General features: G+C 70.2%; 27 protein-coding genes. 12 read left to right on the top strand and 15 right to left on the bottom strand.

Annotated elements, in window-relative coordinates; translation table 11 throughout:
* The first annotated feature begins 4 nt into the window (after positions 1-4).
* On the top strand, positions 5-370 hold the full coding sequence (locus ACFQY2_RS04190) for a zinc ribbon domain-containing protein YjdM (RefSeq protein WP_378744386.1): 366 nt from the start codon (positions 5-7) through the stop codon (positions 368-370).
* Here the strand turns inward: ACFQY2_RS04190 and ACFQY2_RS04185 are convergent.
* Entirely contained in the window at positions 357-998 is a 642-nt protein-coding gene (locus tag ACFQY2_RS04185; RefSeq protein WP_378744385.1) for a M23 family metallopeptidase, read from the bottom strand. The genes ACFQY2_RS04190 and ACFQY2_RS04185 overlap by 14 nt on opposite strands.
* Before the next feature lie 113 nt (positions 999-1,111).
* Between ACFQY2_RS04185 and ACFQY2_RS04180 the strand changes: the two genes are divergently transcribed.
* Positions 1,112-3,595: a DEAD/DEAH box helicase gene (locus ACFQY2_RS04180; protein ID WP_378744384.1), complete on the top strand. Its 2,484-nt coding sequence runs from the start codon at positions 1,112-1,114 to the stop codon at positions 3,593-3,595.
* A 152-nt stretch (positions 3,596-3,747) separates the two neighbouring features.
* Here ACFQY2_RS04180 and ACFQY2_RS04175 read toward each other — a convergent pair whose 3' ends face one another.
* Genes ACFQY2_RS04175 through ACFQY2_RS04155 form a run of 5 tightly spaced genes read right to left on the bottom strand, consistent with a single transcriptional unit; the run spans position 3,748 to position 8,008 of the window.
* Positions 3,748-4,137, bottom strand: coding sequence for a VOC family protein (locus ACFQY2_RS04175; protein WP_378744383.1), 390 nt, complete (start codon positions 4,135-4,137; stop codon positions 3,748-3,750).
* Positions 4,138-4,156: 19 nt separating this feature from the next.
* Complete coding sequence (locus ACFQY2_RS04170; RefSeq protein WP_378744382.1) at positions 4,157-5,215, bottom strand: acyltransferase family protein; 1,059 nt, start codon at positions 5,213-5,215, stop codon at positions 4,157-4,159.
* A complete protein-coding gene (locus ACFQY2_RS04165) occupies positions 5,212-6,252 on the bottom strand; it encodes a D-alanine--D-alanine ligase (RefSeq protein WP_378744381.1) in 1,041 nt (346 codons plus the stop codon). The genes ACFQY2_RS04170 and ACFQY2_RS04165 overlap by 4 nt, the downstream gene beginning before the upstream one ends.
* Positions 6,249-7,379: an alanine racemase gene (gene alr, locus ACFQY2_RS04160; protein WP_378744380.1), complete on the bottom strand. Its 1,131-nt coding sequence runs from the start codon at positions 7,377-7,379 to the stop codon at positions 6,249-6,251. Before alr ends, ACFQY2_RS04165 begins: the two co-directional genes overlap by 4 nt.
* A 2-nt stretch (positions 7,380-7,381) precedes the next feature.
* Positions 7,382-8,008, bottom strand: a complete 627-nt coding sequence (locus tag ACFQY2_RS04155) for a M15 family metallopeptidase (protein ID WP_378744379.1) — start codon at positions 8,006-8,008, stop codon at positions 7,382-7,384.
* An 88-nt stretch (positions 8,009-8,096) separates the two neighbouring features.
* On the opposite strand from ACFQY2_RS04155, the gene ACFQY2_RS04150 reads away from it, so the two are divergent.
* Positions 8,097-8,762, top strand: coding sequence for a response regulator transcription factor (locus ACFQY2_RS04150; RefSeq protein WP_378744378.1), 666 nt, complete (start codon positions 8,097-8,099; stop codon positions 8,760-8,762).
* Complete coding sequence (locus ACFQY2_RS04145) at positions 8,759-9,907, top strand: sensor histidine kinase (protein ID WP_378744377.1); 1,149 nt, start codon at positions 8,759-8,761, stop codon at positions 9,905-9,907. Before ACFQY2_RS04150 ends, ACFQY2_RS04145 begins: the two co-directional genes overlap by 4 nt.
* 233 nt (positions 9,908-10,140) lie before the next feature.
* On the opposite strand, the gene ACFQY2_RS04140 is transcribed toward ACFQY2_RS04145, so the two are convergent.
* Positions 10,141-11,673: an SDR family NAD(P)-dependent oxidoreductase gene (locus ACFQY2_RS04140; RefSeq protein WP_378744376.1), complete on the bottom strand. Its 1,533-nt coding sequence runs from the start codon at positions 11,671-11,673 to the stop codon at positions 10,141-10,143.
* A 103-nt stretch (positions 11,674-11,776) separates the two neighbouring features.
* Here ACFQY2_RS04140 and ACFQY2_RS04135 point away from each other — a divergent pair, with 103 nt between their 5' ends.
* Genes ACFQY2_RS04135 through ACFQY2_RS04125 form a run of 3 tightly spaced genes read left to right on the top strand, consistent with a single transcriptional unit; the run spans position 11,777 to position 13,480 of the window.
* On the top strand, positions 11,777-12,856 hold the full coding sequence (locus ACFQY2_RS04135; RefSeq protein WP_378744374.1) for a M4 family metallopeptidase: 1,080 nt from the start codon (positions 11,777-11,779) through the stop codon (positions 12,854-12,856).
* On the top strand, positions 12,831-13,199 hold the full coding sequence (locus ACFQY2_RS04130; RefSeq protein ID WP_378744373.1) for a protealysin inhibitor emfourin: 369 nt from the start codon (positions 12,831-12,833) through the stop codon (positions 13,197-13,199). The genes ACFQY2_RS04135 and ACFQY2_RS04130 overlap by 26 nt, the downstream gene beginning before the upstream one ends.
* 47 nt (positions 13,200-13,246) lie before the next feature.
* Positions 13,247-13,480, top strand: a complete 234-nt coding sequence (locus tag ACFQY2_RS04125) for a hypothetical protein (RefSeq protein WP_378744372.1) — start codon at positions 13,247-13,249, stop codon at positions 13,478-13,480.
* Positions 13,481-13,659: 179 nt separating this feature from the next.
* Here ACFQY2_RS04125 and ACFQY2_RS04120 read toward each other — a convergent pair whose 3' ends face one another.
* The gene (locus ACFQY2_RS04120) at positions 13,660-14,163 is read right to left on the bottom strand and encodes a hypothetical protein (RefSeq protein WP_378744371.1); all 504 of its coding nucleotides are present in this window, start codon (positions 14,161-14,163) and stop codon (positions 13,660-13,662) included.
* Positions 14,164-14,234: 71 nt separating this feature from the next.
* Between ACFQY2_RS04120 and ACFQY2_RS04115 the strand changes: the two genes are divergently transcribed.
* Entirely contained in the window at positions 14,235-14,996 is a 762-nt protein-coding gene (locus ACFQY2_RS04115; RefSeq protein ID WP_378744370.1) for a ribonuclease H, read from the top strand.
* A 6-nt stretch (positions 14,997-15,002) separates the two neighbouring features.
* Here the strand turns inward: ACFQY2_RS04115 and ACFQY2_RS04110 are convergent, their stop codons facing one another.
* The 3 genes from ACFQY2_RS04110 to ACFQY2_RS04100 all read right to left on the bottom strand — a co-directional run bounded on the left by ACFQY2_RS04110 (position 15,003) and on the right by ACFQY2_RS04100 (position 17,561).
* Positions 15,003-16,037, bottom strand: coding sequence for a mechanosensitive ion channel family protein (locus tag ACFQY2_RS04110; RefSeq protein ID WP_378744368.1), 1,035 nt, complete (start codon positions 16,035-16,037; stop codon positions 15,003-15,005).
* A gap of 146 nt (positions 16,038-16,183) precedes the next feature.
* Positions 16,184-17,164 carry an SRPBCC domain-containing protein gene (locus ACFQY2_RS04105; RefSeq protein WP_378744367.1) on the bottom strand — a complete coding sequence of 327 codons (981 nt, stop codon included), beginning with the start codon at positions 17,162-17,164 and terminating at the stop codon, positions 16,184-16,186.
* Between the two features lies 1 nt (position 17,165).
* Complete coding sequence (locus ACFQY2_RS04100; protein WP_378744366.1) at positions 17,166-17,561, bottom strand: ArsR/SmtB family transcription factor; 396 nt, start codon at positions 17,559-17,561, stop codon at positions 17,166-17,168.
* 125 nt (positions 17,562-17,686) lie between these two features.
* Between ACFQY2_RS04100 and ACFQY2_RS04095 the strand changes: the two genes are divergently transcribed.
* Together ACFQY2_RS04095 and ACFQY2_RS04090 are read left to right on the top strand one after the other, a co-directional pair.
* Positions 17,687-19,318, top strand: coding sequence for a cytochrome bc complex cytochrome b subunit (locus tag ACFQY2_RS04095; RefSeq protein ID WP_378744365.1), 1,632 nt, complete (start codon positions 17,687-17,689; stop codon positions 19,316-19,318).
* Positions 19,315-20,655 carry an NAD(P)/FAD-dependent oxidoreductase gene (locus tag ACFQY2_RS04090; RefSeq protein ID WP_378744364.1) on the top strand — a complete coding sequence of 447 codons (1,341 nt, stop codon included), beginning with the start codon at positions 19,315-19,317 and terminating at the stop codon, positions 20,653-20,655. Before ACFQY2_RS04095 ends, ACFQY2_RS04090 begins: the two co-directional genes overlap by 4 nt.
* Here the strand turns inward: ACFQY2_RS04090 and ACFQY2_RS04085 are convergent.
* The 4 genes from ACFQY2_RS04085 to ACFQY2_RS04070 all read right to left on the bottom strand — a co-directional run bounded on the left by ACFQY2_RS04085 (position 20,609) and on the right by ACFQY2_RS04070 (position 24,121).
* Positions 20,609-21,301, bottom strand: coding sequence for a hypothetical protein (locus tag ACFQY2_RS04085; protein WP_378744363.1), 693 nt, complete (start codon positions 21,299-21,301; stop codon positions 20,609-20,611). The genes ACFQY2_RS04090 and ACFQY2_RS04085 overlap by 47 nt on opposite strands.
* The gene (locus ACFQY2_RS04080) at positions 21,301-22,308 is read right to left on the bottom strand and encodes an alpha/beta fold hydrolase (RefSeq protein WP_378744362.1); all 1,008 of its coding nucleotides are present in this window, start codon (positions 22,306-22,308) and stop codon (positions 21,301-21,303) included. The genes ACFQY2_RS04085 and ACFQY2_RS04080 overlap by 1 nt, the downstream gene beginning before the upstream one ends.
* 71 nt (positions 22,309-22,379) lie before the next feature.
* Positions 22,380-23,123, bottom strand: coding sequence for an alpha/beta fold hydrolase (locus ACFQY2_RS04075; RefSeq protein ID WP_378744361.1), 744 nt, complete (start codon positions 23,121-23,123; stop codon positions 22,380-22,382).
* A 50-nt stretch (positions 23,124-23,173) separates the two neighbouring features.
* Positions 23,174-24,121 carry an alpha/beta hydrolase gene (locus ACFQY2_RS04070; RefSeq protein WP_378744360.1) on the bottom strand — a complete coding sequence of 316 codons (948 nt, stop codon included), beginning with the start codon at positions 24,119-24,121 and terminating at the stop codon, positions 23,174-23,176.
* Positions 24,122-24,330: 209 nt separating this feature from the next.
* Here ACFQY2_RS04070 and ACFQY2_RS04065 point away from each other — a divergent pair, with 209 nt between their 5' ends.
* Together ACFQY2_RS04065 and ACFQY2_RS04060 are read left to right on the top strand one after the other, a co-directional pair.
* The gene (locus ACFQY2_RS04065; protein WP_378744358.1) at positions 24,331-25,095 is read left to right on the top strand and encodes a sigma-70 family RNA polymerase sigma factor; all 765 of its coding nucleotides are present in this window, start codon (positions 24,331-24,333) and stop codon (positions 25,093-25,095) included.
* Complete coding sequence (locus ACFQY2_RS04060; RefSeq protein ID WP_378744357.1) at positions 25,055-25,507, top strand: MarR family winged helix-turn-helix transcriptional regulator; 453 nt, start codon at positions 25,055-25,057, stop codon at positions 25,505-25,507. The genes ACFQY2_RS04065 and ACFQY2_RS04060 overlap by 41 nt, the downstream gene beginning before the upstream one ends.

Below are 25,507 nucleotides of genomic sequence, written 5' to 3'. Positions count from 1 at the left end.
GAGAATGATCGACCAGCTTCCCCTCTGCCCCGAGTGCTCCAGTGAGCACGCCTACGAGATGGGCGCCCTGCTCGTCTGCCCGATGTGCGGCCACGAGTGGTCGCAGTCCGAGGAGCCCGAGGAGCCCGAGGCTTCGGGTGCGGCGTCGGAAACGGAGGTCGTGCGGGATGCCGTCGGCAACGTCCTCGCCGACGGCGACACGGTCGTCCTCGTCACCGGCGTCAAGGTCAAGGGCTCGCTCAACATCAAAGCGGGCACGAAGGTGCGCGGCATCCGCCTCGTCACCCCGGTCAACGGTCACGACATCGACTGCCGGATCGACGGATTCGGCGCCATGCTGCTGAAGTCGAGCGTCGTCAAGAAGGTCTGAGTCGCTCCGACCCCGGACCCGCGTCGACGATCCGGCCGTTCCTCGGGACCGCCCCGCGGAACGTCGCCCGCACCGCGCTCGCCCGTTCGATGACCGATCTGTCGATCGCCTGCACGTGCACGTGCGGCTCGGTGCTGTTGCCCGAGTTGCCGCAGCGCCCCACCGGGTCCCCGCACCGCACCCGCTGGCCGACGCGCACCGCGATGCTGCCCTCCTGCAGGTGGCAGAGGGCGATCACGATGCCGCCGGCGTCGATGAGCACGTGATTGCCGGCCAGGGCGACCCAGCCCGCGGCCGCTCGACGCGCCTGGGTGAGCGCGTAGCGGATCGACGGCAGACCGCGATGCGCCGCGTGGTCGGGCTCGGCATCGTGCGCGGCGATCACTTCGCCGTCGACCGGGGCGAGGACCGGTCGGCCGAATCCGGGGAACCGTTCAGGCGGCTCGGGCCGCAGAAGAGCGGCGAGCCCGACAGGCGACGTGCGTCCGGACTCGTCGACGGGAACGAAGTCGATCGCGTACGACGACGCGAACCGGGTGGTGCCGTGACTGGGCACCCGGTCGGCGGGGCTGTTCCGCACCAGCCACCGCCCGGTGAACGGGTACTCCAGATCCACGGATGCCGGCATGCGCCCCACTCTGCCAGGGAGGCCGATCCACGGCATCCGTCCTCCGGCATCCGCCCTCCGGCATCCGCCCCTGGCACCGCGGTCACCGCGGCAGGTGAAAGGATCGAGACATCATGCTTCTCGATCCCACTCCCGTCCGCGGCGCCGATGCGGATGCCGTGTACACGGCGTTCGTCGAGTGGGCGGAGTCGACCGGCATCAGCCTGTACCCCGCCCAGGACGAGGCGGTCATCGAGATCATGTCCGGGCAGAACCTCATCCTGTCCACGCCCACGGGCACGGGCAAGTCGCTGGTCGCCGTCGGCGCCCACTTCGCCGCCCTGTCCGAGGGACGGCGCTCCTACTACACGGCGCCGATCAAGGCGCTGGTGAGCGAGAAGTTCTTCAGCCTGGTCGACATCTTCGGCGCGGAGAACGTCGGGATGGTCACCGGCGACTCGTCAGTCAACGCGGATGCCCCGATCGTGTGCTGCACGGCGGAGATCCTCGCCAACCTCGCCCTGCGCGAGGGCCCGGACGCCGACGTGGGCCAGGTCGTGATGGACGAGTTCCACTTCTACGGCGATCCCGACCGCGGCTGGGCCTGGCAGGTTCCGCTGCTGACGCTCCCGCAGGCGCAGTTCGTGCTCATGTCGGCGACGCTCGGCGACGTCACCGATCTGGCCGCCGACCTCTCCCGGCGCACGCACCGCGAGACGGCCGTGGTGACCGGGGTCGAGCGCCCCGTGCCGCTGCACTTCTACTACGAGCTGACGCCGATCCACGAGACGATCGAGGATCTCCTGACCACGGGCCAGGCGCCGATCTACATCGTGCACTTCTCGCAGGCCGCGGCCATGGAGCGGGCGCAGGCGCTGGCCAGCGCGAAGGTCGCCACCCGGGAGCAGCGTGATGCGATCGCCGAGATGATCGGCGGATTCCGTTTCACCACGGCGTTCGGCAAGACGCTCTCCCGCCTGCTGCGCATGGGGATCGGGGTGCACCATGCCGGGATGCTGCCGAAGTATCGTCGGCTCGTCGAGCAGCTCGCCCAGCGCGGGATGCTGCGGGTGATCTGTGGCACCGACACCCTCGGCGTCGGGATCAACGTGCCGATCCGCACGGTGCTGCTCACCGCACTGACGAAGTTCGACGGACAGCGGATGCGGCAGCTGAACGCCCGCGAGTTCCACCAGATCGCCGGACGCGCCGGCCGTGCCGGCTTCGACACCGCCGGAACGGTGGTGGCCCAGGCGCCCGAGCATGAGAGCGAGAACGCCGCCGCGATCCGCAAGGCCGGCGACGACGTCAAGAAGAAGCGCAAGATCATCCGCAAGAAGGCGCCGGACGGCTTCGTGTCGTGGGGGGAGCCGTCATTCCGCAAGCTGATCGACTCGGAGCCGGAGACCCTCACCTCGCACATGCAGATCACCAGCGCCATGATGCTGAACGTGATCGGTCGCGGTGGCGACGCCTTCGCCAATATGCGGGCACTGATATATGACAATCACGAGCCGCGTGCGCGCCAGCGCCTCCTCGCGCTGCGTGCGCTCGGCATCTACCGCACGCTGCGGGAGTCCGGGATCGTCGAGGACGACGCCGACGGCATCCGTCTGACCGTCGACCTGCAGCCGAACTTCGCTCTGAACCAGCCGCTGTCACCCTTCGCCCTGGCGGCGTTCGAGCTGCTGGACCCGGACTCCCCGCAATTCGCGGTCGATATGATCTCGGTCGTGGAGGCGACGCTGGATGATCCGCGAGCCATCCTGTCGCAGCAGGAGTTCATCGCCCGCGGCGAGGCAGTCGGCGCGATGAAGGCCGAGGGCATCGAGTACGACGAGCGCATGGAGCTGCTGGAGCAGATCACGTACCCGAAGCCGCTGGAGGAGCTGCTGTCAGCCGCGTTCGAGACCTTCAGCGCCGCGCAGCCGTGGATCCGCGACTTCGAGCTGCGTCCGAAGTCCGTCGTCCGCGACATGTACGAGCGAGCTATGTCGTTCGGGGAATATGTCGCGTTCTACAAGACGGCGCGGTCGGAGGGCGTCGTGCTGCGATATCTCTCGAACGCCTTCCGCGCGGCCTCGCAGACCATCCCCGAGCATCTGAAGACCGAGGACCTGCGCGATCTGATCGAGTGGCTGGGCGAACTGGTGCGCCAGGTCGATTCGTCGCTGCTGGACGAGTGGGAGGAGCTCATCGCGGGCGTCGACAACGGACGCTTCGACGGCGATGAGCCCGTCGTGCCGCCCGCCCCGAAGCGGCTCACCTCCAACGTGCGGGCGTTCCGCATCCTGGTGCGCAACGAGCTGTTCCGCCGGGTGCAGCTCGCCGCGCGCGAGGACCTGGACGGGCTGGAGACTCTCGATTCCGGGTTCGACGGCTGGTCGGACGCGCTGGACGCCTACTACGCCGAGCACGACGAGATCCTCACGGGAGCGGATGCCCGCAGTTCCGCTCTGCTGCTCATCGAGCACGGCGCCGCGGAGTGGACCGTCCGGCAGATCCTGGACGATCCGGCCGGCGATCACGACTGGGGCATCTCGGCGACGGTCGACCTGGCCGCCTCCGACGAGGCCGGCGAGGCCGTCATCCGTGTCACGGGCGTCGACAGGCTGTAGGCCGGCTCGGTCGTCGAGGCGTCCCGATCCGCGGACTTCGTCACGATCAGCCGACGTTTCGGCCGTATTCCTCCGCGGATCGGGCATCCGTCCGCGGATCGTGACCGGGCTGACGTGCTGGACCGCGGCGAGGGCGACGGGCGGATGCCGGTTCAGGCCTGCATGACGGCGAGGACGTTGCCCGCCGGGTCTCGGAACCACGCGATATCAGGCCCCTGCCCGCCCCCGCGCACGATGCCGCGCTCATCGGAGGGGAACTCCGCGTCGCTGTAGATCTTGGTCTGCACGCCGCGGGCGATGAGGTCGTCCACCGCCGCATCCACGTCCGCCACCGGGAAGTTCAGGATCGTGAAGCTCGCCGGTTCATGATTCGGCTTCGCGTAGATGAGGATCGACCCGCCGCTGGCCAGCCGCAGGTCGAGGAACCCCATCGGGTTGTCGCTGACGTCGAGCCCGAGTGTGCTCCCGTAGAACTCGCTGGCCGCATCGATGTCGTCGACGCTGAAGCCGCTGAACGCTCCGTCCACTGTGAAAGCCGCCATGCGTACAGCATCCGCTCGTTCAACGCGATTGTCGAGGGGAACCTGTCCGAACGGGCCGCCGCACCAGCGGGTCGAACAGCCACCGCGCCCCGACGCGCATCAGCAGGGCGTGCACGCCCAGACTCACGGCGATCACGACCGCGACGACCAGCAGCGGCTCGAGCACGGCCAGCATCGGCCCGCTGAACACCCAGTCGTCGACGCCGCGCAGCATCCGATCGGCCAGGGCGAGCGGGATCATGTGGATCACATAGATCGGCAGGGTGCGCCGGCCGATCCAGCGCAGCGGCGCGGCTGCCGGCTCCCACCGATCGATGAGGGCGCAGATGCCGACCCCCGCCGCCACCGCGAGGATCGACAGCAGCGTCCAGACGCCGAACCACTGGGCCGCGCCCAGCAGCCGGACGAGCAGCAGTCCGGCGACATAGACCCCGGCGAGCACGACCGCGATCCGCCACCCGGGTCGATGCTCCGCGAGACGACGCACCGCCGCACGCAGTCGCAGACCGGCGAGGAAGAAGAAGACGTTCTGCCCCACCTGCCAAAGATTTCCCCCGTCGGGCAGGATGCCCGCCGCGGCCGAAGCCGAGACGACGAACGCCACCGGCAGCAGCACCGCGGTCGGCACACCGCGGGTGAGTCGACCCAGGACGAGATACAGCGCGAGGGCGAGCAGGTACCAGAGGTTGGTCGGGCTGATCGTGAGGTTCCGCAGCAGCCCGCCCGGATCCGTGGCGCGCGCGGTGTCGAACTCGGGGCCGGCCGCGGCGAGCGCGAACGTCTGGATGACCACCCACAGCGCATACAGCAGCCCGAGCCGCAGCGCCCGGTCGGCGAGCCGCGACCGCTCGGGGGCGAGTACCGCCCCCGCCGCGAACATGCCGGAGACCAGGAAGAACAGCGGCATCCGCAGCGGCAGCAGCTGCGCGCTGACGAGGGTCCACAGCTGGGGGATGCCGCCGGCACCGCTCCACGGCAGATCCGAACTGTGCTTGACGACGACGTGCCACAGCACGACGAGGATGATGCAGACGCCCTTGACGACGTCCGGCCACCCTTCGCGCCCCCGCGCGCTCATGCCCCGGCCACGGCGGCGGCGGGGCGAGCGACCCGGTCGACCGCCGCGGCATCCTCTCCCACCGCTCCCGATGCCGCATCCGCGAGCGCCGCCTGAACCAGCCGCGAGACGAGCTCCCCATAGCCCACCCCGGCGGCCGCGAACATGCGCGGCACCTGCGACTGGTCCGTCAGGCCGGGCATCGTGTTCACCTCGTTCAGCACGATGCCGTCATCGGTGAGGAAGAAGTCCACCCGTGCGACCCCCGCGCATCCCAGCGCATCGAACATCCGCAGCGACGCGGCCGTCAGTGCGGCCCGCTGGCTGCGGGTGAGGTCGGCCGGCACCGTGAAGTGCGCCGAGCCGTCGTACTTCGCCGTCGTGTCGAACACTCCGGCACCGTTCGTCGTGCGGATCTCCAGCGGCGGGGCCGCCCATCGCACCCCGCCGGCCTCCCGCAGCACCGCGACGTCGATCTCCCGGCCGTGCACGAGCTCCTCGATGAGAATCCGGTCGTCGAACCGCGCGGCGAGTCGGAGCGCGTCCCTCAGCCCCGCGGCATCCGTCGCCAGACTCACCCCGAAACTCGACCCTGCCGCGACCGGCTTGACCACGACGGGCCCCTCGAACTCCACCTCGCCGATGTCGGCACGCCCGACGAGTCGGCCGCGTGCGGTGCGGATGCCGACGGCCTCCGCCACCAGCTTCGTCACCCACTTGTCCATGCCGACGGCGCCGGCGCCCAGCGCCGAGCCGACGACCGGGACGCCGGCCAGGGCGCAGAGCGCGGCGAGCGCACCGTCCTCGCCGAGCGGACCGTGCACGACGGGGAACACGGCATCCGCGCCGGCCATCACGGCGAGCGCACCCTGCAGCGACAGCACCGGTGAGGCGCCGAGCCGCTCCTGCCCGCGGGACCAGCATCCGTCGCGTCCGATCGTGAGCCCCTCCACGGCGAAGCCGGTCTCCCGCAGCGCGGCAGCGACACCGGCCGCTCCGGCCAGTGACACCTCGTGCTCGGCGCTCTGCCCCCCGCCGATCACCACCACGCGGGTCATGCGACGCTCCTGACCACGCGGGATCCGATGCCCGTGACGATCGTGTGCGGGATGGTGCCTGCCCATTCCGCCCACTCCTGCACGGTTGGAGCCGCGCCTCCCGGGCCGAAGATCGTGGCGGTGCTGCCCCGCGGGAAGGCGGCGTCGCCGGTGTCGACGACGATCTGATCCATCGAGACCCGGCCGACGATGCGGTGACGTCGGCCCGCGATCTCGACGGAGGCCGACGGCGACAGCTCCCGCGGGATGCCGTCGGCGTAACCGACCCCGATGACGGAGATGCGGGTGCGCCGCTCCGTGACATGGGCGCCCCCATAGCCGATCGGCGTGCCGGCATCGACGACGCTGCTGTGCACCACCGGCGCGGTGAATCGCCCGGCCTGGGCCAGCCGGCTCCTTCCTGCCGGGTCGATGCCGACCAGTCCGGCGCCGATCCTCGCCAGGTCGAACCTGCTGGCCGAGTCGTGCAGTGCGGCGGCGGTCGCTCCGAGGTGCGTCACCAGCGGCGCGAAACCGGCGCGCAGAGCCGTGTCACGGGCGTGACGCAGGCGCATCACCCACGGCAGATCGGCCCGCGGGTCGGCGAGGTCGGCGTCCGGCAGGTGGCCCATCACCCCGACCACGTCAATGCGACCGGCCTCGCGAGCCCGATGCGCCAGCCGCAGCAGCGTCGGCCAGTCCTCCACCGGGCAGCCGCCGCGCGCCATGCCCGTGTCGAGATGCAGGTGCACGCGCACCGGCATCCGGGCGTCGTCGATCAGCTGGGCGAGCTCGTCCACGGACCCGACGGCGACGTCGATCCGGTGGGCGGCAGCGAGCTCCGCGTCGATTCCCGACGGGTGCAGCCAGGCGAGGATGGGAGCCGTGACGCCGGCGTCGCGCAGCCGGGCACCCTCCGAGACGGCGGTGACGCCGAGCCATTCCGCCCCGGCGGCGAGGGCCGCGCAGGCCACGGCCAGCGCGCCGTGTCCGTAGCCGTCGGCCTTGACGACCGCCATGACGGGGCCGCCGGTCCGCATCCAGCGCACGTTCTCGGCGACGGCCGCGGGCAGCAGCTGCAGGGTGGGTCCCGTGAACCGCGGGTGGTGCTGCAGGCGCGGTGTGCGCTGCGCGGTGAGGATCGTCATGGTCATCGCCTCCGCTCGGTCGGGTCGGCGTACATCGGCGGACAGCCGTCCGTCGCGGCATCCGTCCTCAGCTCGAAGTGCCAGGGCTCGTTGGCGTAGACCCGGCACAGCCCGAAGTCGGCACCGCGCCGTCCGAGCCAGTCCGCGGCCCGCCAGGGGCCGATGTCGGCGGCTGCTCCGGTGACGTGCTCGGAGGTGTCGGCGGTCGCGACCCATCGCGCCGCCTCCTCGGCGGAGCCGTACTTCGCCACCGCCTCCTGCAGCAGCTGCTGCTGGTAGGCCGGCGAGCGCCATCCGCTGTTGATCCGCAACTCGACACCGTCGGACGCCGCCGCCCGGGCGGCGCGCCGCAGCGCCTCGCGCAGTGCGTCGTCGAGACCGGTGACCGCGGGCACGTCGTCGAACACCGTCACCCGAGCGTCTCCGATCAATCCGTCCGCCGCCGTGGCGGAGTGCGTGACCGTGGCGGAGTCCGTGACGGGCGGGGAGTCCGGCGAGATCGGAGCAGCGGATGCCGTGGGCAGCGCCTGCTGCACGGTCAGGATCAGCGCGACGAGGGCGACGACCAGCGCCGCGGTGACGATGGCCACCGCGCGACGGCGGTGCGGGCGGGCGAGAGCGGTGTTCATGCTCTCCATCCCAGCGAGAGGGGTGTTGCAGCCTCGTATGCGGTTTCGGATATGTTTCCGATATGCGCGGGTGCGTAGGATCCATCACATGCGCGTGCTGATCGTCGAGGACGAGCCCTTTCTCTCTGAGGCCCTCCGCGACGGGCTGCGGCTCGAGGCGATCGCCGCCGACATCGCCGGAGACGGCGACACCGCTCTGGAGCTGCTGAGCATCAACTCCTACGACCTCGCCGTGATCGACCGCGACATCCCCGGCCCGTCGGGCGACGAGGTGGCCGCCTGGATCGTGGAGTCGGGCAGCGGCATCCCGATCATGATGCTCACCGCCGCCGACCGCCTCGATGACAAGGTCTCCGGGTTCGAGCTCGGCGCCGACGACTATCTGACCAAGCCGTTCGAACTGCGTGAGCTCGTCATGCGCCTGCGCGCCCTGGATCGACGACGCGCGCACTCGCGCCCTCCGGTCGTCGAGCTCGCGGGACTGCGACTGGATCCGTTCCGTCGGGAGGTGTTCCGCGACGGGAAGTACGTGGCCCTCACCCGCAAGCAGTTCGCGGTGCTCGAGGTTCTGGTCGGCGCGGCCGGAGGGGTGGTGAGCGCGGAGGAGCTGCTCGAGCGCGCATGGGACGAGAACGCCGATCCGTTCACGAACGCCGTGCGCATCACCGTCTCGGCCCTGCGGAAACGGCTCGGTGAGCCTCGGCTGATCACGACGGTGCCCGGCGTCGGATACCGCATCGAGGCGGACGGATGACGCAGCCTGCCACGGGCAGACCGCGCGGGGTCAGCGTCCGGATGAAGCTGACCCTCAGCTATGTCGGTTCGTTCGGCATGGCGGGGGCGCTGCTGGTGGCCGCCGGCTGGGCCGCCGTCCTGCTGCGCAACTTCTTCCCGCCCCTCGACCAGCTGCTGCACGCCGCCATCCCGTCCCAGCTCCGGCAGTTCCTGCTCCAGTTCATCGTGCCCGGATCGGTCATCGTGATCGTCGTGCTGACCGCCTTCGGTTTCCTGGTCGGCTGGTTCTTCGCCGGACGGATGCTGGCGCCGCTCACCCGCATCGGAGAGGCTGCCCGCCTGGCGTCCCAGGGCGTGCTGTCGCACCGGGTCGCCCTGGAGGGCAAGGGCGACGAGTTCCGCGACCTCGCGGACGTGTTCGACACGATGCTCGAGCGCCTCGAGGGGCACGTGGCCGAGCAGCAGCGCTTCGCGGCGAACGCCTCGCACGAGTTGCGCACACCGCTGGCGATCATGCGCACGCAGATCGAAGTGGCGCAGGCCGATCCCGACCGCGACATCGATGCCGTCCTGGCCCGCCTGCATCAGGTCAACGGGCACGCGATCGACCTGACGGAGGCGCTGCTGCTGCTCGCGCGCGCCGACGGCAAGGCGTTCGAACGCGCGCGTGTCGACCTGTCCCTGCTCGCGGAGGAGGCGGTGGAGAATCTGCTCCCGCTGGCCGAACGTCGCGGCATCGCCATCGAATCGAAGGGCGATCCTGCGCACGTGGTCGGCTCGCCTCCGCTGCTGCAGCAGCTCATCGCGAACCTGCTGCACAACGCCATCGTGCACAACCTGCCCACCGGCGGAATGATCGATCTGCGCGTGTTCACGACCCCCACGACGGTGGTGCTGGGAATCGCCAACAGCGGACCGGCGGTCGCCCCCGAGCTTCTCGCGACGCTGGCCGAGCCGTTCCAGCGCGGTGGGGGTCGCGCCCGGCGGGCGGACACCCGGCCGGTGGATGCCACGGGCGAGTCCGGTCCGGTCGAGCATCGCGGGCTCGGGCTGGGCCTCGCGATCGTGCAGAGCATCGTGCGTGCTCACGGCGCGACGCTGCGGCTCATCTCGCGCCCCGAGGGCGGACTGCTCGTCGAGGTGTGGTTTCCGCGGGCCGGGTGAGCGTCGGCATCCGCCGTTGCCGGGCACCGGATCCGGTGGGTCCTCGAACCTGGTCCTGTGTCCCAGAACCTGGTCGGGCATGTCCCAGAAGCGGCGGGTGCGGGCCGCCGGAACCCGCCGTTCCTGGGACACCCCACCGGGTATGTCCCAGAAAGTGCGGGTCTGCGCTCGCCGGACCCGCCACTACGGGGACATGCTCGGGACGAGACCGCTCACGTTCCGGAGGAGACCGCTCACCAGGGGTTCGGCTTGTAGTCCTTCAGGAACACGCCGAACAGGTCCACGCCTTCCTCGCCCTGCACGATCGGGTCGTACACGCGCGCGGCGCCGTCGACAAGGTCGAGTGGGGCATGGAAGCCCTCCTCGGCCAGGCGCACCTTCGTGTAGTGCGGGCGCTCGTCGGTGATCCAGCCGGTGTCGACCGCGGTCATCAGGATGCCGTCGGTCTCGAACATCTCCCCGGCACTGGTGCGGGTGAGCATGTTCAAGGCGGCCTTCGCCATGTTGGTGTGCGGGTGTCCCGGCCCCTTGTACCGGCGCGAGAACTGGCCCTCCATCGCCGACACGTTGACGATGTACTTGCGGCGGGCGGTCGAGGCCGCCATCGCGGGCCGCAGCCGGCTGATCAGCAGGAAAGGAGCCGTGGTGTTGCACAGCTGCACCTCGAGCATCTCCAGCGGATCGACCTGATCCACCGACTGCACCCAGCTGTTCACGCGGTTCACATCGGGGACGAGCCCGCCGGCGTCGATGGCCGTGCCGTCGGCATGCTTCTCCAGCGACGACGAACCCGGAGCCATCGCGAGACGCGACAGGTCGTCGGCGGTCAGCGCCTGCCCGCCCCGCTCGGCGACGGTTCCGGCTACGGCCGCGAGCGAGAGCAGCGGATGCGCGTCCACCGATGCCTGCAGGGCCTGCGGATGCGGATCGGCGGTGTGCCCGAACGTCTCCATCTCGGGCAGCGGCCCGTCGGGCAGCGGCTGCAGTTCGGCATCCGCCAGCAGCGAATACGCACCGGGCGAGCGCCGCACGGTCTGCGCGGCGTTGTTGATGAGGATGTCCAGCGGCCCCTGGGCCGCGACGGAGTCGGCCAGGCCGATCACCTGCGCCGGATCGCGCAGGTCGATGCCGACGACCCGCAGCCGATGCAGCCAGTCGGACGCGTCCGGCAACGAGGAGAAGCGCCGCACCGCATCGCGCGGGAAGCGGGTGGTGATCGTGAGGTGCGCGCCGTCGCGCAGCAGGCGCAGAGCGATGTGCATGCCGATCTTGGCGCGTCCGCCGGTGAGCAGGGCGCGCTTGCCGGTCAGGTCGGCATGCGCGTCGCGCTTGCGATGGCTGGACCGCGCGCAGTCCGGGCAGAGCTGGTGGTAGAACGCGTCCACCCGTGTGTACGGCTGCTTGCAGATGTAGCAGTTGCGCGGCTTCAGCAGCTCGCCGGCGATCGGGGCGTCGACGACGCTGGTCTGCAGATCGAGCCCGCGGGTCTCGTCGTCGATGCGGTCCGGCGCGCCGGTGGCGGTGCGGGCGACGACGGCCTTGTCGGCCTCGGCGATGGCGTCGCGGATCTCCTTGCGCCGCGCCCGCTTGACCGCCTTGAACATGTTGGCCGTGCCGCGACGGACGGCGAGATAGTCCGGATGCTGCTGATCGACCTGATCGAGCTCGGCGAGCACCTTCAGGGCGATGGCGAGTTCGGCGGGGTCGATGCCGGAGGGGGTGCCGGAAGGGGTGCCGGATCCGGGCTGCGAGGAGGCATCGATCATTGGGCCGATTCTACGCGGCGAAGCTGGGCGGGCCCGGCGGGCGATTCGCCACCGCCCCGCACGCGCCTGTGCCGTTGTCCGACGCCCGGCGTAGGGTCAGGTCATGAGCACCACAGCCGATGCAGAGACGTTCACCCACCAGGGCATCGTTCCCGGCTATCTGCTTGCGCAGCTGGCCCGATCCGACCGGTACGCGCATGCCGCCAAGGCGGCCAAGCAGACCCTCATCGCGGGGCGGCCGACGTTCCACTCCACGCTCGAGCTCTCCATCGACGCCGACGGATCGCTGATCGCCGAGGTCACCGCGGCTCCCACGCGCACGATCTTCGATGCCCAGAACACCGAGAAGCTGCCGGGGTTGATCGTGCGAGGCGAGGACGACCCGCCGGTGGAGGACGTCGCTGTGAACGAGGCCTTCGACGGGCTCGGCGCGACGTTCCGGCTGCTGCTGGAGGCGTTCGACCGCGATTCGCTCGACGGCGCAGGCGCGGCGCTCAACGCGACCGTGCACTACGGCGAGGACTACGACAACGCCTTCTGGGACGGCTCGCGCATGGTCTTCGGCGACGGCGACGGGGAGGTGTTCACCGGGTTCACCCGCTCGATCTCGGTGATCGGACACGAGCTCGGCCATGGGGTGATCCAGAGCTCGGCGGGGCTCGTCTACCAAGGGCAGTCCGGTGCGCTGAACGAGTCGATCGCCGACGTGCTCGGAGTGCTCACCGAGCAGCATCTGCTCGGACAGACGGCCGATGAGGCGACCTGGCTGGTCGGTGCCGGCATCTTCACCGATGCCGTGCAGGGCGAGGCGCTGCGTTCGATGATCGAGCCGGGCACCGCCTATGACGACGACGAACTCGGCAAGGACCCCCAGCCGGCGCACATGCGCGACTACGTGCAGACCACCGAGGACAACGGAGGGGTGCACATCAACTCCGGCATCCCGAACCGCGCCTTCGCTCTGGCGGCGAAGGCGCTCGGCGGACACGCGTGGGAGGGCGTGGGGCTCGCCTGGTATCGCGCGCTCACCGGCGGCCTGTCGTCGACGGCCGGATTCGCCGAGTTCGCGGAGCGGACGATCACCGCGGCAGGCACGATCGGGACTACCGTGGAGTCGGCGGTCCGCGATGCCTGGACCGCCGTCGGAGTGATCGAGGATGCGCGAGTACGAGACCCCCGGTGACGGGACGGATGCCGTCACCGATGCCACCGATGATGCGGACCCCGGCCGCATCGTCGTAGCGGTCGTGCGCACCGGCGGGATCGCAGGCCTGCGCCGACGCTGGCGCGTGGAGCCGGAGCCCGAGCAGGCGCCCCAGTGGGTCGCGCTCGTCGAGCGCTGCCCCTGGGACGAGCAGACGGATGCCGGAGCGCAACCGGACGCGGGCGCCGACCGCTACGTCTGGAGCATCCACGCGGTCCTGCGCGAGGAGCAGCACGAACGCGTCGTCCCCGACACGCAGCTGCACGGTGCGTGGCGCGAACTGGTGGATGCCGTGCGCGCCGCGGACCGCGGCGCGCACTGATACGCCGTTCTCACCCGAACCACGGCTGCGAGCGCGACAATGAAGCCATGGGACTTTTCTCGCAGAAGCAGCAGGAGCCCGGAGCCTGGGCCGCGCTGCCCGGTGAACCGCTCGAGGAGCACGCGAACGAGCGCCTCGACGAAGTGCCGGGTGCGGACCTGATGGACGTCGGTCTCGGCGCGAAGTACACGACGATGGTCTTCCCCGTCGCAGCGCCTGCGCCCGAGGCGGAGGACACGTCCGAGACCGGCGAACCCGGCGCCGACGAGCCGGCCGAGTAGCGCGTCACCGCGCGTCGCTCGTTCGCGCTGCTCGATTCTGCCTGCGCGGCGCATGTTCACGCAGCGTGGGCGGATTTCCGCAGCGCGATCCCCGCGATGAGCAGGGATCAGCAGCGCGAGCGCGGATGAGCAGCGCGAGCAGAGATGGGCATCGCGCGCCGAGATGAGCAGCGCGAGCGTCAGGATGCTGCGCTGCGCGCGGCCTGCACAAGCGGCGCCACGCCGTATCGTCCGACGTCGACGCTGAGCTTCACCCCGCCGCTCGAGCGCACGACGAGGCGCGGCCGGCCGGCGACGGTGACGGTACGGCTGGAGACGATGTCGCGATAGGCGATGCGCTTCTCCTGTCCGAGGACGGTGCGGAAGCGCACGGCGTCCGCTCCGACCTCCAGGTACCAGTTGCGGTACGCGATCAGGATCGCGAGGCCGGTGAGGAAGAGCACCGCCGAGGCGATCCGGGCGGGCAGCAGCTGCGCGGTGTACTGCGAGGCGAACGCGGCGAGGCCCAGGATGAATCCCGCCGCGAGGAGCACCGCACCGGCCAGCACGACCAGCAGCGGCATCCGCTGCCGCCGCAGGACCGCCCTCGCCGGGGTCACACGACGGAAGAACCGCGCGATGAGCACGCAGACGATCGCGATCGCGATGAGGACGATCACGGTCTTGACGGCGAACCCTGGCATCCCTAGACGGTACCAACTGCGGCTCGTTCCGGCTGCTCGGCGGTGTCGGGCGGACGCCGTACGGTGGAGGGATGACGATCACCGCCGCCGCAGACGGCTCCGCGCTCGGCAACCCTGGTCCGAACGGCTGGGCCTGGTACATCGATGACGACCGCTGGGCCGCGGGCGGCTCACCGCACGGCACGAACAACCAGGGCGAGCTGCGAGCGGTGCTCGAGCTGCTGCGCGCGACCGCCGGCATCGACGAGAAGCTGCTCATCGAGTGCGACAGCCGCTATGTGATCGACGCGGTGACGAAATGGATGCCGGGCTGGAAGCGCCGGGGCTGGCGCAAGTCCGACGGCGGTCCCGTCCTCAACCGCGATCTGCTCGAGGGCATCGACGAGGCGATCCGCGGGCGGGATGTGGAGTTCTCGTGGGTGAAGGGACACGCCGGTCATCCCCTGAACGAAGCGGCCGATGAGCGGGCGAACGCGGCCGCGAGGGCCTACCAGCAGAAGCAGGAGCCCCGTCGCGGGCCGGGCTTCTCCCTGGCATCGGACGGCGGAGCGGCGCTCGCCGGCGCCATGGCGCTGCAGGCGGATGCGCCGGCATCGGTCTCCGAGCCGACCGATTCGGCCGTGCGGTCGGCCGCCGCGGCGACGGCGGTGCAGCGGCAGCCCGAGCTGCTCTGGGCGGACGCGCCCGACCTGCTGGACGGACTCGACGATGCGTCGGCATCCGCACCTCTCACCCTGGAGGTGACGCTGTCGGGCGCGGAGCACGCGCGTCTGCGCGACCGTGCGGATGCCCAGGGCATCTCGCTCGAGGAGGCCCTGCGCCGTCTGATCTGACCCCGGTCAGCTCTCCACGCTGAGGCGGGTGCGGGGCAGCGCCTCGGGATGCTCCTGCTGCAGCCAGGTCATCATCTTCTCGCGCACCTCGCAGCGGATGGCCCACTGATCTCCCGAGTCCTTTGCCGACATCACGAATCGCACGGTCACGAAACCGCCCTGCGAATCAGTGACGAAGACGCTCGAGCTGCGACGATCCCAGGCCGGCGAGGCCTCGATGATCTCCTGGAAGCGCTCGCGCACGGCATCCATCGGCACCCGCCAGTCGAGGTCCATCAGCACGATGCCCATGATCCGGTCCGACCGCCGGGTCCAGGTCTCGATCGGGTTCGTCGTGAAGTAGCTGCACGGCAGCACCAGCCGACGCTCGTCCCAGACGTTCACGATGACGTACGAGAGGTTGATCTCGCCGATCCGACCCCACTCGCCCTCGACCACGACCACATCACCGACCCGGATCGCGTCGGTGAAGGCGATCTGGATGCCGGCGATGAGGTTGCCGAGGATCGACTGCGCCGCCAGACCGGCCACGATGCTGACGATGCCGGCGGACGCGAGGACGCTGGCGCCCACGGCGCGCATCTCGGGGAAGCTGAACAGGGCCGAGCCGACGGCGATCACGCCGATGATGACCAGCACCAGTCGGTGGATGACGAGCATCTGCGTGCGACGGCGCCGCCCTTCCGCGCCGACGAGCGCCTTCTCCTCGTCGGCCATCATCGTCTCGAAGCCGAACGAGACGAGCGCGGCCAGCAGCCAGGCCCCGGCCGCGATCGTCACGATGAGGAACAGCCGGGAGACGCCCGGCCACCAGCCCTCCTCGCCCGGGCCGGTGACCGCGCACGCGATCCAGACGGCCACCACGATCGCGGTGACCCAGAGCGCCCGGTGCACGCGGCGCGCGAGGTCTCGCACCCAGGGCACGCGGCGCGCGACCAGCGAGGCCAGCAGCCGGATGAGCAGCACTGCAGCGGCGGCGAGCACCACGGCGAGAGCGATCACCGCGACGGTTCCGATCCAGGAGTCCCAGGTGAAGTCCATCGCCCCACCCTACGGTCGCACCCTCGGCGGACTCTGCATGCGCTCCGCCGATGTCGGCGTTCACAACTCCGGAGATCCGCACGGCAGACCCGCGAAACCGGCCGGTCCGCGGGCGGACCGGCCGGTTTCTCCGGAGTTGTGGACCTTCAGACGGCGAGCACGGTCGATTCGAGACGCTTGTACGACTCCTCCATGCCGTCGGCCATGCCGGTGGCGAGGATCATGTCCCGGGTGTCCCGGTCGGGGAACTCCATGATCACGGTGACAAGGGTCGCGCCGTCCTCCTCGTAGAAGGTCACGTCGTTGAGGACGTCGGGGCCGTCGGTGCCCTGCATCCGCTCCAGCTGCACCGCACGACGCGGGGCGTCGACGACGAGCATCTCGCCCTCGAACCCGAAAGGCTCGCCCTCCGTGTCCCCGACCGGGGCCCACGAGTTGCGGTAGCCATCACCGGCGGCGAGGCCGACCTCGCACTCCGTCATCTCCCAGCCGTCCGGGCCGAGCATCCACTGCTTGATCAGCTCTGGCTCGGTGTAGGCGCGCCAGACCAGGTCGCGCGGACCCTCCACGAGACGGGTGATGCGTACGTGGGTGTCGTCCATCATCTCGACCTGAGTGCCCTTGCCCTCGGCGTACTCCCGCAGGTCGCGCAGCACGGCGTCGATCTGCGACATCGCCATGCGGGTGCCCTCGACCACGCCCATGTCGAGCACCTTCTGCAGCCCCTCGAGCGAGTCGAAGTGGCTGGAGGTGACCATGCGCGTGCGATCGCCGAGCGACTCGAACGTGAAGTCCATGCGCATGGCCGGCATGTCGCCGTCGGGGTTCCCGTCCGCGTCGCTGAACCCGTCGAGCACGCTGAACCGGTAGGGCTTCTCGATCTGCAGGAACTCCCAGTAGGCGCGCGAGGTCTCGCCGCGGGGACCGGTCATGGCGTAATCCGCGCGACCGCCCACGGTGTGGTCCCAGGTGAGGAAGGTCGCCGGCCAGCCGGGAGGACCCCAGAACCGCTCCAGCTGGCGCGGATCGCTGTACGCGTTCCAGACGCGCTCGATGGGAGCCGCGAACTCGGCGGTGACGGTCATCGTCAGGTTCTCGGTGTCGGTGTCGATGTCGATGACGGGCATGTCAATCTCCTTGGTCAGGTTTCTGAGATTCGTCGGCAGGTGGTGCGGGCGACTCTGTCGTGGAAGGGCCGGCCAGCAGGTCGTCGAGCCGGGCGATGCGTGCTCGCCAGAGCTCTTCGTATCGGGCGAGCAGGGCTCGCGCACGGGCGATCATCTCGGGATTCGCGCGGACGAGCCGCTCGCGTCCCTCGGCGCGCTTGACGATGAGTCGTGCCTCTTCGAGCACGGCCACATGCTTCTGCACTGCGGCGAACGACATGTCGTAGTCGCGCGCCAGCTCGGACACCGACTGCTCGCGCTCGACCGTGCGGCGCAGGATGTCGCGCCGGGTCGCCGTCGCCAGTGCGTGGAACACACGGTCGGTCTCCGCTTCGCTGAGTTCGTCATTTACAACCATTTGGTTGTACGTTAGGCCGTTCGGATGCCGGTGTCAAGAGTTCTTCTTCGCCACCCGGCGCCGATGTCACATCCGTCGTCTCTCGGTTGTCTTATCTGTGACAGCCGAGCGAATCGAGTGCAGACATGCTGAGGAGGACTGCGGAACCCCACCGCCCATCCGTCGTCGACCGGCTCGCGCACGCGATGCGCGAGAGCCGCCTCGGGGCGGGCGTGGCAGCCCGCATCGCAGACGCACGAACCCGGGTGGTCCCGCTGCACTGGTCGAACCTGTTCGGGGTCGCCGCGATGGCCTGTCTCGTGATCGTGTTCATCACGGGCGTCTTCCTGATGTTCGTCTACACGCCCTCGAGCGAGCAGGTGCGCTACGACGGCGTGTATCCGCCGCTGGCCGACATCGAGATGTCGCGGGCCTACGCCTCGACGCTGGCGATCTCCTTCGATGTCCCCGGCGGCCTGCTGATGCGGCAGGCGCATCACTGGGCCGCACTCCTGCTGCCCGCCACCGTGATCGTGCAGATGGTGGTGACCTTCTTCACGGGCGGGTTCCGCCGCCCCCGACGCGGCTCCTGGGTGCTCCTCTTCCTCGTCTTCCTGATGAGCCTCGCCGCCGGATGGAGCGGCTACGCGCTCCCCGACGACCTGCTCTCCGGCACCGGTCTGCGCATCGTGGAGGGCATCGCCCTCGGCATCCCCGTGCTCGGCACCTGGCTGACGGATCTCCTGTTCGGCGGCGGATTCCCCGGCCGCATCATCGAGAACCTCTACCCGTTGCACGTTCTGGTGTTCCCCGCCGCGCTCGTGCTGTTCCTCGCGCTGCGGATCCGCTCCGCCTGGCACCGGCGCACCCCGCAGTTCCCCGGTCCCGGGCGCACGCAGCAGAACGTCGTGGGCCTGCCGCTGTTCCCGCAGATGGCGACTCGTGTGACCGGGATGCTCCTCGCCGTCAGCGGCCTCATCGTCGCCGTGTCCGCGACGGTGACCGTCGCGCCCGTCTGGCTCTACGGACCCTCCTCGCCGGGCGATGCCTCGGCCGGGAGCCAGCCGGACTGGTACACCGGGTTCCTCGACGGGGCGCTGCGCCTGATCCCGCCCGGATGGGAGGTGGAGTGGCTCGGCCGCACGTGGACTCTCGCGGTGATCGTCCCGCTCGCGGTGGTCGGACTCTTCCTGCTGCTCATCGTCAGCTACCCGTTCCTCGAGGAGTGGGTCACCGGCGACCACCGCGATCACCACCTGCTGGTCCGCCCGAGGAACGCCCCGGGACGCACCGCGATCGGCGTCGCGGCGATGACCTTCTACGGCGCGCTGTGGGGTGCCGCCAGTTCGGACCTCATCGCCACGCACTTCGTCGTCGGGCTGGAACAGACCATCCACTTCTTCCAGGCCGCCGCGATCCTGGGTCCGATCCTCGCCTTCGACATCACCCGCCGCATCGCGACCGGGCTGCAGCGCAAGGATCAGGAACTGCTGCTGCACGGGTACGAGACGGGGCGGATCGTCCGGCTGCCCGGCGGCGAGTACGTCGAGGTGCACGCACCATCGACCCCTCACGAACGGTGGCGGCTGGCCCGAGAAGAGGATCCCGCACCGCGGCCGTCCCTCGATGAGGACGGGCGGCCCTCCTGGACGGAGCGGATGCGCACCGCACTGTGGCGCGCCCTGTTCGAACAGCGCCTCCAGCCCCTCGACCACGTCGAGCCGGATCGCGAACCCGTCGCGATCGCCATCACGAACACACGGAAGGACGAGGCATGAAGGACATCCTGATCATCGGAGGCGGCTACGCCGGCTTCTACACCGCCTGGGATCTGGAGAAGCGCCTGCGTCCGGGCGAAGCGCGGGTGACCCTCGTCGAACCACGACCGTTCATGACCTACCAGCCGTTCCTCCCCGAGGCGGCGGCCGGCTCGGTCGAAGCGCGGCACGTCGCTGTCTCCCTGCGCCGCAGACTGACCCGCACGAACGTGATCACCGGCCGCGTGGTCCAGGTCCGTCATGCGGAGAAGGTCGCGGTGATCCGGCCGATCGTCGGATCCGACCGCGAGTTCCGCTACGACCTCGTCGTGGTGACCGCCGGCGCCGTCACCCGCACCTTCCCGATCCCCGGCGTCCTCGACGAGGCGATCGGCCTCAAATCCGCCGAGGAGGCCGTCGCGGTGCGCGAATCGCTGCTGGGCGCTTTCGAGCGCGCCTCTGCGATGCCCCCGGGCGAGGAGCGGCGACGCACGCTGTCGGTCACGGTGGTCGGCGGCGGCTTCTCCGGAGTGGAGGTGTTCGGCGAGCTGCTCTCGCTCGCGTCCTCCCTGCTCCGTCGATACCGGATGCTGACCCCGGCGGACCTCGACTTCCATCTCGTGGAGGCGGCGCAGCGCATCCTCCCCGAGGTGAGCGACGGTCCGGGAGCCTGGGTCGTCCGCGAGCTGGAGCGACGCGGCGGCCATGTGCACCTGGGGGCGCAGCTGCGATCCGCGCTGGACCGCCACATCGTCCTCTCGACCGGCGAGGAGTACGACACCTCCCTGCTGATCTGGACCGCAGGCAACGCCGCCAACCCGATGACGGCGCGACACACGGACCTGCCGATCGATGAGCGCGGCCTGATCACCGTGCGCGCCGACCTGCGGGTCGAGGATGCCGCCACCGGGTCCGTCATCGAGGACGCCTGGGGCGCCGGCGACAACGCGTCGGTGCCCGACCTCGCCCGCGGCCACGGCGCGCGGACGGTGCCCAACGCGCAGCACGCGGTGCGCCAGGGGCATCGCCTGGCGAAGAACCTCGTGCGCGTCCTGCGCGGACGTCGGCCGGTCGACTACGAGCACCACAGCCTGGGCGTCGTGGCGACCCTGGGTCTCGGGCACGGCATCTTCCAGTGGCACGGCCTGGTCGTGAAGGGCTTCCCCGCCTGGATCATGCACCGGGGCTACCACGTGCTGGCCGTACCGACCTGGGATCGCAAGGTGCGGGTGCTGCTGAGCTGGCTGCCAGGGCTGCTGTTCGGGCGCGACACCGTCTCGCTGCCGGCCCTGCAGATGCCGCGCGATCTGTTCACCACGGGTGGCGAGCCGCCTGCCCCGGTGCAGGCGGACGCCTGACCGCCGACGCCGCACGGATCCGGCGCCGCTCATAGGTGAGTGTCGATGCCAGGAGGACCAGCGCGACGGTAGTGCCGGCGATCCGCGCGGGGAGCGCGGCGAGATGGCATCCCAGGATCAGCGCGAGTGCCACGAGCACTCCGCCGAGGACGCAGTTCACGACGCCGACCATCGTCGCCATCGTGAACAGGAACGACGACCGCGAGTACCGCACCCCCAGCTCGCCCGTGCGCGCGTCGTCGGTCGAGATCAGGACAGGACCCAGCGGATGCAGGCCGCGGAAGTGCTCGCGGATGGCCAGCATGCGGTGGCGCACCGTGATGTTCTCGATGCTGGTGTCCACCAGCCGTACGACGGTGAACCATCCCAGGATGAAGATCGTCGGAAGGACCGTCAGCGCCAGTGCGGACAGCAGTGCCGGCGATGACCCGGCGAAGCCGATCGCGACCAGCCCGCTCGACAGCGCCGACAGGTAGATCGTGCTGCGCGTTCCCGCCTCGGCGATGGTCGAGCTCGCGACGGACTGCAGCACGAAGAGCTCCGTGCCGGCGGCACTGTTCACCGCGGCCATGGCTGCGGCATCCGCCGCATCGGGCTCGGCGCGATCGAGGGGGAGATCGGTGCGGTGCGGGGCATCGGAGGTCATCAGGGTCGCCTTTCGGACGGACGGGCAACGCGGCGTGGCCTCAGAGGACCGCGGCGAGGCCCCCGCTGTGACGCCACCGCGCCGGCGTCTCCCCGGGCCTCCGCGACGTCGATGACGGCCTGGGCGAACGCGTGCGGCGCCTCTGCCGGCAGGTGATGCCCGGCGTGCGGCACCTGGCGGTGCTCGCGCGGCCCGGTGAAGAGGTGCGCCTGCGCCGATCCGTCCGTCGCCGGGAAGTTGCCGTCGGCGGTGCCGTCGAGCGTGATCGTCGGCACGCCGATGGGCGGTCGCGTCGCCAGTCGTCGCTCGAGCTCGTCGTAGATCGTCGCTCCGGAGGCCAGCCCCAGGCGGTGTCGGTAGGAGTGGATGACGACGTCCACGTAGTCGGGATTGTCGAACGCCGCGGCCGTGCGGTCCAGTACCTCGTCCTCGAACCGCCACTCCGGCGAGTTCCGCCGCCAGATCACTTCGGCGATGTCTCGACGGTTCGCCTCGAGGCCCCGGCGCCCCCGGTCGGTCGCGAAGTACCAGAAGTACCAGAACCCCGCTTCCAGGTCGGGCCGGATCGGTTCGCCCGCGGCGGCGACATCCTGGATGAGATAGCCGTTCACCGAGACGAGCCCGGAGAGGCGCTCGGGCCAGAGCGCGGCGACCACGCAGGCGGCACGGCCGCCCCAGTCGTATCCGGCGAGCACGGGCTGGTCCAGTGCGAGCGCGTCGATGAAGGCGAGCAGATCCGACCCCAGGGCCGCCTGCTGGCCGGAGCGCGCGGTGCTTGCGTCGCGGAATCGGGTGGCACCGTGCCCGCGCAGGAAGGGGACGAGCACGCGGTGCCCCGCGTCGATGAGCAGCGGGGCGACCCGGTCGTAGCTGTGCACGTCGTAGGGGTAGCCGTGCAGGAGCACGACGGGGTCGGCATGGGGATCGCCGAGGTCGAAGTAGGCGACCGAGAGGTCACCGGCGTCGATGCGATCCGGCACGATGAACGGCGCTGCGGCAGAGGGCATGAGGGGTCCGTGACGATCGTGGATGGTGTGGCGCCCCGCACCGCCGGGCAGTGCGGAGCGCCACGGTCGGGTCACGCGGCGAGGGAGTCCCGGGAGGCGACGTACGCCTTGCCCGCGGAGGCGATCACCTCGGCGACGATGTCGGGGTGCGACACGACGGCGGCGTGCGAGGCGCCCTCGATCTCCCTGGTTCCGCGGGATGCTGCGCGGTCGGCTCCGGCGCGGAACACCGCCACCGGGATGTTGCGATCCTGGTCGCCGAACACGTGCCAGGACGGGATGCTCTTCCACGCGGGACGCGCGGCGGGCAGGCCCTCCGAGAGCGCCGCCTCGGTCACAGGTCGCTGGGTCGCCGCCATGAGGGCGGCGACGTCGTCCGCGACGTCGGCCGCGAACTGCTGGTGGAACGCGTCCGGTCGGATGGCGAACTCGTTGCCGCCCGTCGCGACCGGGTAGGCGTTCAGAGCCTCGCCCAGGGTGCTTCCCGGCGCGCTGGTGGAGAGGGCGAACGCGCTCTCACCGGTGTCGGGCGCGAACGCCGACACGTAGACCAGTCCGACGACGGCCTCGTTGTCGGCAGCCGCTTCGGTGATCACCATGCCGCCGTACGAGTGACCGACGAGCACGACCGGAGTGCCGATCGATGCGATGACGTCGCGCACATAGGCGGCGTCTCCTGCGAGGCTGCGCAGCGGGTTGGCGACGGCCACCGCGGCGACGCCGTGGCTCTGCAGGCGTGCGATGACGCCGTTCCACGACGCGGATTCGGCGAAGGCGCCGTGCACGAGGACGATGGTGGGCTTCTGCGTGGACATGGGTGTCTCTTTCTCTCTGTGTGGGGTGTTTCTGTGCGGGCTCGGACGGGTTAGGCGGCGAAGGCCTTGCGGAGGATGTGGACGGCCTGTTCGATCGCGGCCGTGGTGGCGGCGGAGCCGCGCAGCGGGTTGAGCATCATGAAGTCGTGGAGCGTGGCGTCGTAGCGCACCATCGTCGTGGGCACGCCCGCCTGGATGAGCTTGCGGCCGTAGGCCTCGCCTTCGTCGCGCAGGACGTCGTTCTCGTCGACGATGAGGAAGGTCTCCGGCAGCCCCTTGAGCTCGTCGACGGGAGCGCGCAGCGGAGAGGCGGTGTCCTCCTTGCGGGTGCGGGGGTCCGGCGCGTAGCAGTCCCAGAACCAGGCCATGGCATCAGCACGCAGGTGGAAGCCGGTGGCGAACTCGCGGTAGCTGTCGGTGTTCTGTCCCGCGTCTGTGACGGGGTAGAACAGCGACTGGTGGATGAAGACGACGTCGCCGCGCCGCTTCGCCAGAATGGCGACCGCGGCAGCCATGTTCCCGCCGACGGAGTCACCGGCGATCGCGAGGCGCGAGGCGTCCAGGCCCTTGCCCGCTCCGTCGTCCATGATCCACCGCGCCGTGGCATAGACCTGCTCGATCGCCACGGGATACTGCGCCTCGGGCGCGCGGTCGTACTCGACGAAGACGATGGCAGCATCCGTGCCCGTCGCGAGATCGCGCACCAGCCGGTCGTGCGTGCCGGCGTTGCCGAGAACCCAGCCACCGCCGTGCACGTAGAGGACGACGGGGAGCGCCGCCGTCGAGCCGACGGGCTTGACGATGCGGACCCGCACGTCACCGACCTCGGCGGAGACGGTGATCCACTCGTCCTCGACGTCCGGCAGGTCGATCGGCGCCGCCTGCACGTCGTCGAGAAGCCTTCGGGCCCCGTCGACGCCGCGGTCGGCGAGGAAGGGCGGCGTGGAGGTGGCGTCGGCGAATGCCTGCGCGTCGGGCTCCAGGATGTGGTCGGTCATGGCGGTCCCTTTCGTGGATCGAGGTCGAGGGCGGCGCGTTCTCACCGCCCATGCCAGACAAGACCGCTCATGTGCAGCGAGTGTGACGGCGGCGCCGGGATGCGCGCCGACGGCACGATCTTCTCCGGATTCGTTTAAATCGCTTTCTATTTAAACGAAGACGATGTACTGTGTTGGGCAATTGACGTGAACCACCCCTTGGAGCGGCAATGAATCCGAACCCGCAGCATCCGAATCCGCCGGCCGACGACGCCCTCGAGGCGTTCCTCACCCATCGACGACGCCTGTTCGGCATCGCCTATCGCGTGCTCGGCAGCTCCTTCGAAGCCGAGGACGTCGTGCAGGAGACCTGGATCCGGTGGCAGTGCTGCGACCGGGCGAGGGTCCGCGATGCCGGAGCATTCCTCGCCACGACGACGACGCGCCTGGCGATCAACGTCCTCACCAGCGCTCGCTGCCGCCGAGAGACCTATCCGGGGCCATGGCTTCCGGAGCCGGTCGACACCTCGAACGACCCGATGCTGGGAGCCGAGCACGGCGAGGCGCTGGAGTATGCCGTCCTGCTCCTGATGGAGCGATTGACCGCGACGGAGCGCGCCGCGTACGTCCTGCGCGAGGCGTTCGCCTATCCGTACTCGAGGATCGCCGAGATCCTGCAGTCGAGCGAGGCGCATTCCCGGCAGCTGGTGTGCCGAGCGCGACGGCACCTGACGGCCGACGGCGGCCGCTCGGCCAGCCGGCGGCCCCAGCGGCGACGACTGCTCGCCGCGCTGCTCGACGCCGCCCACGGGCGCGGAGCGACTGCCCTGGAGGAGCTGCTCTCCGGCGATGTGCGCGGGCGTCCCGAGGACGACCGCGCCGCACCCCGGAGTGCGCACGAAGGATCGGACTCGATCCAATCGATTGCGAGGTTTCCTGTGTTAGATTCGCCCCGTGAGCCGAGCAGCCGAACCCCCCGTCGTGTCGTTGGATGACATGGTGTGCTTCAACGTGCACGCCACCTTCCGTGCGGTCACCGCGGTGTATCGCCCCCTGCTCGAACCGCTCGGCGTCTCGTATCCGCAGTACCTGGTGCTCGCCGTGCTGTGGGAGGAGGGCGAGGTTCCGGTCGGTGTGCTCCGTTCCCGGCTGCAGTCCGACTACGGCACGATCACCCCGCTGCTCAAACGGATGGAGAAGCAGGGTCTGATCCGCCGGGCGCGCAATCCCCAGGACGAGAGATCGGTCATCATCAGCCTCACCGAGGAGGGCGACGCACTGCGCGTGCATGGGCCGAGGATCTATCAGGCGGTGACGGACGCCTTCGGCTTCACGCCGGAACGGGCAGCGGAAGCGCTCAAGGTGCTGCGCTCGATCACCGACAGGGTCAACCGCAGCGAGGAGTAG

The organism is Microbacterium sp. GCM10027623 (genome assembly GCF_042666935.1).
Taxonomy (GTDB): domain Bacteria; phylum Actinomycetota; class Actinomycetes; order Actinomycetales; family Microbacteriaceae; genus Microbacterium.
This window is presented reverse-complemented; position numbering and strand designations above follow the sequence as displayed.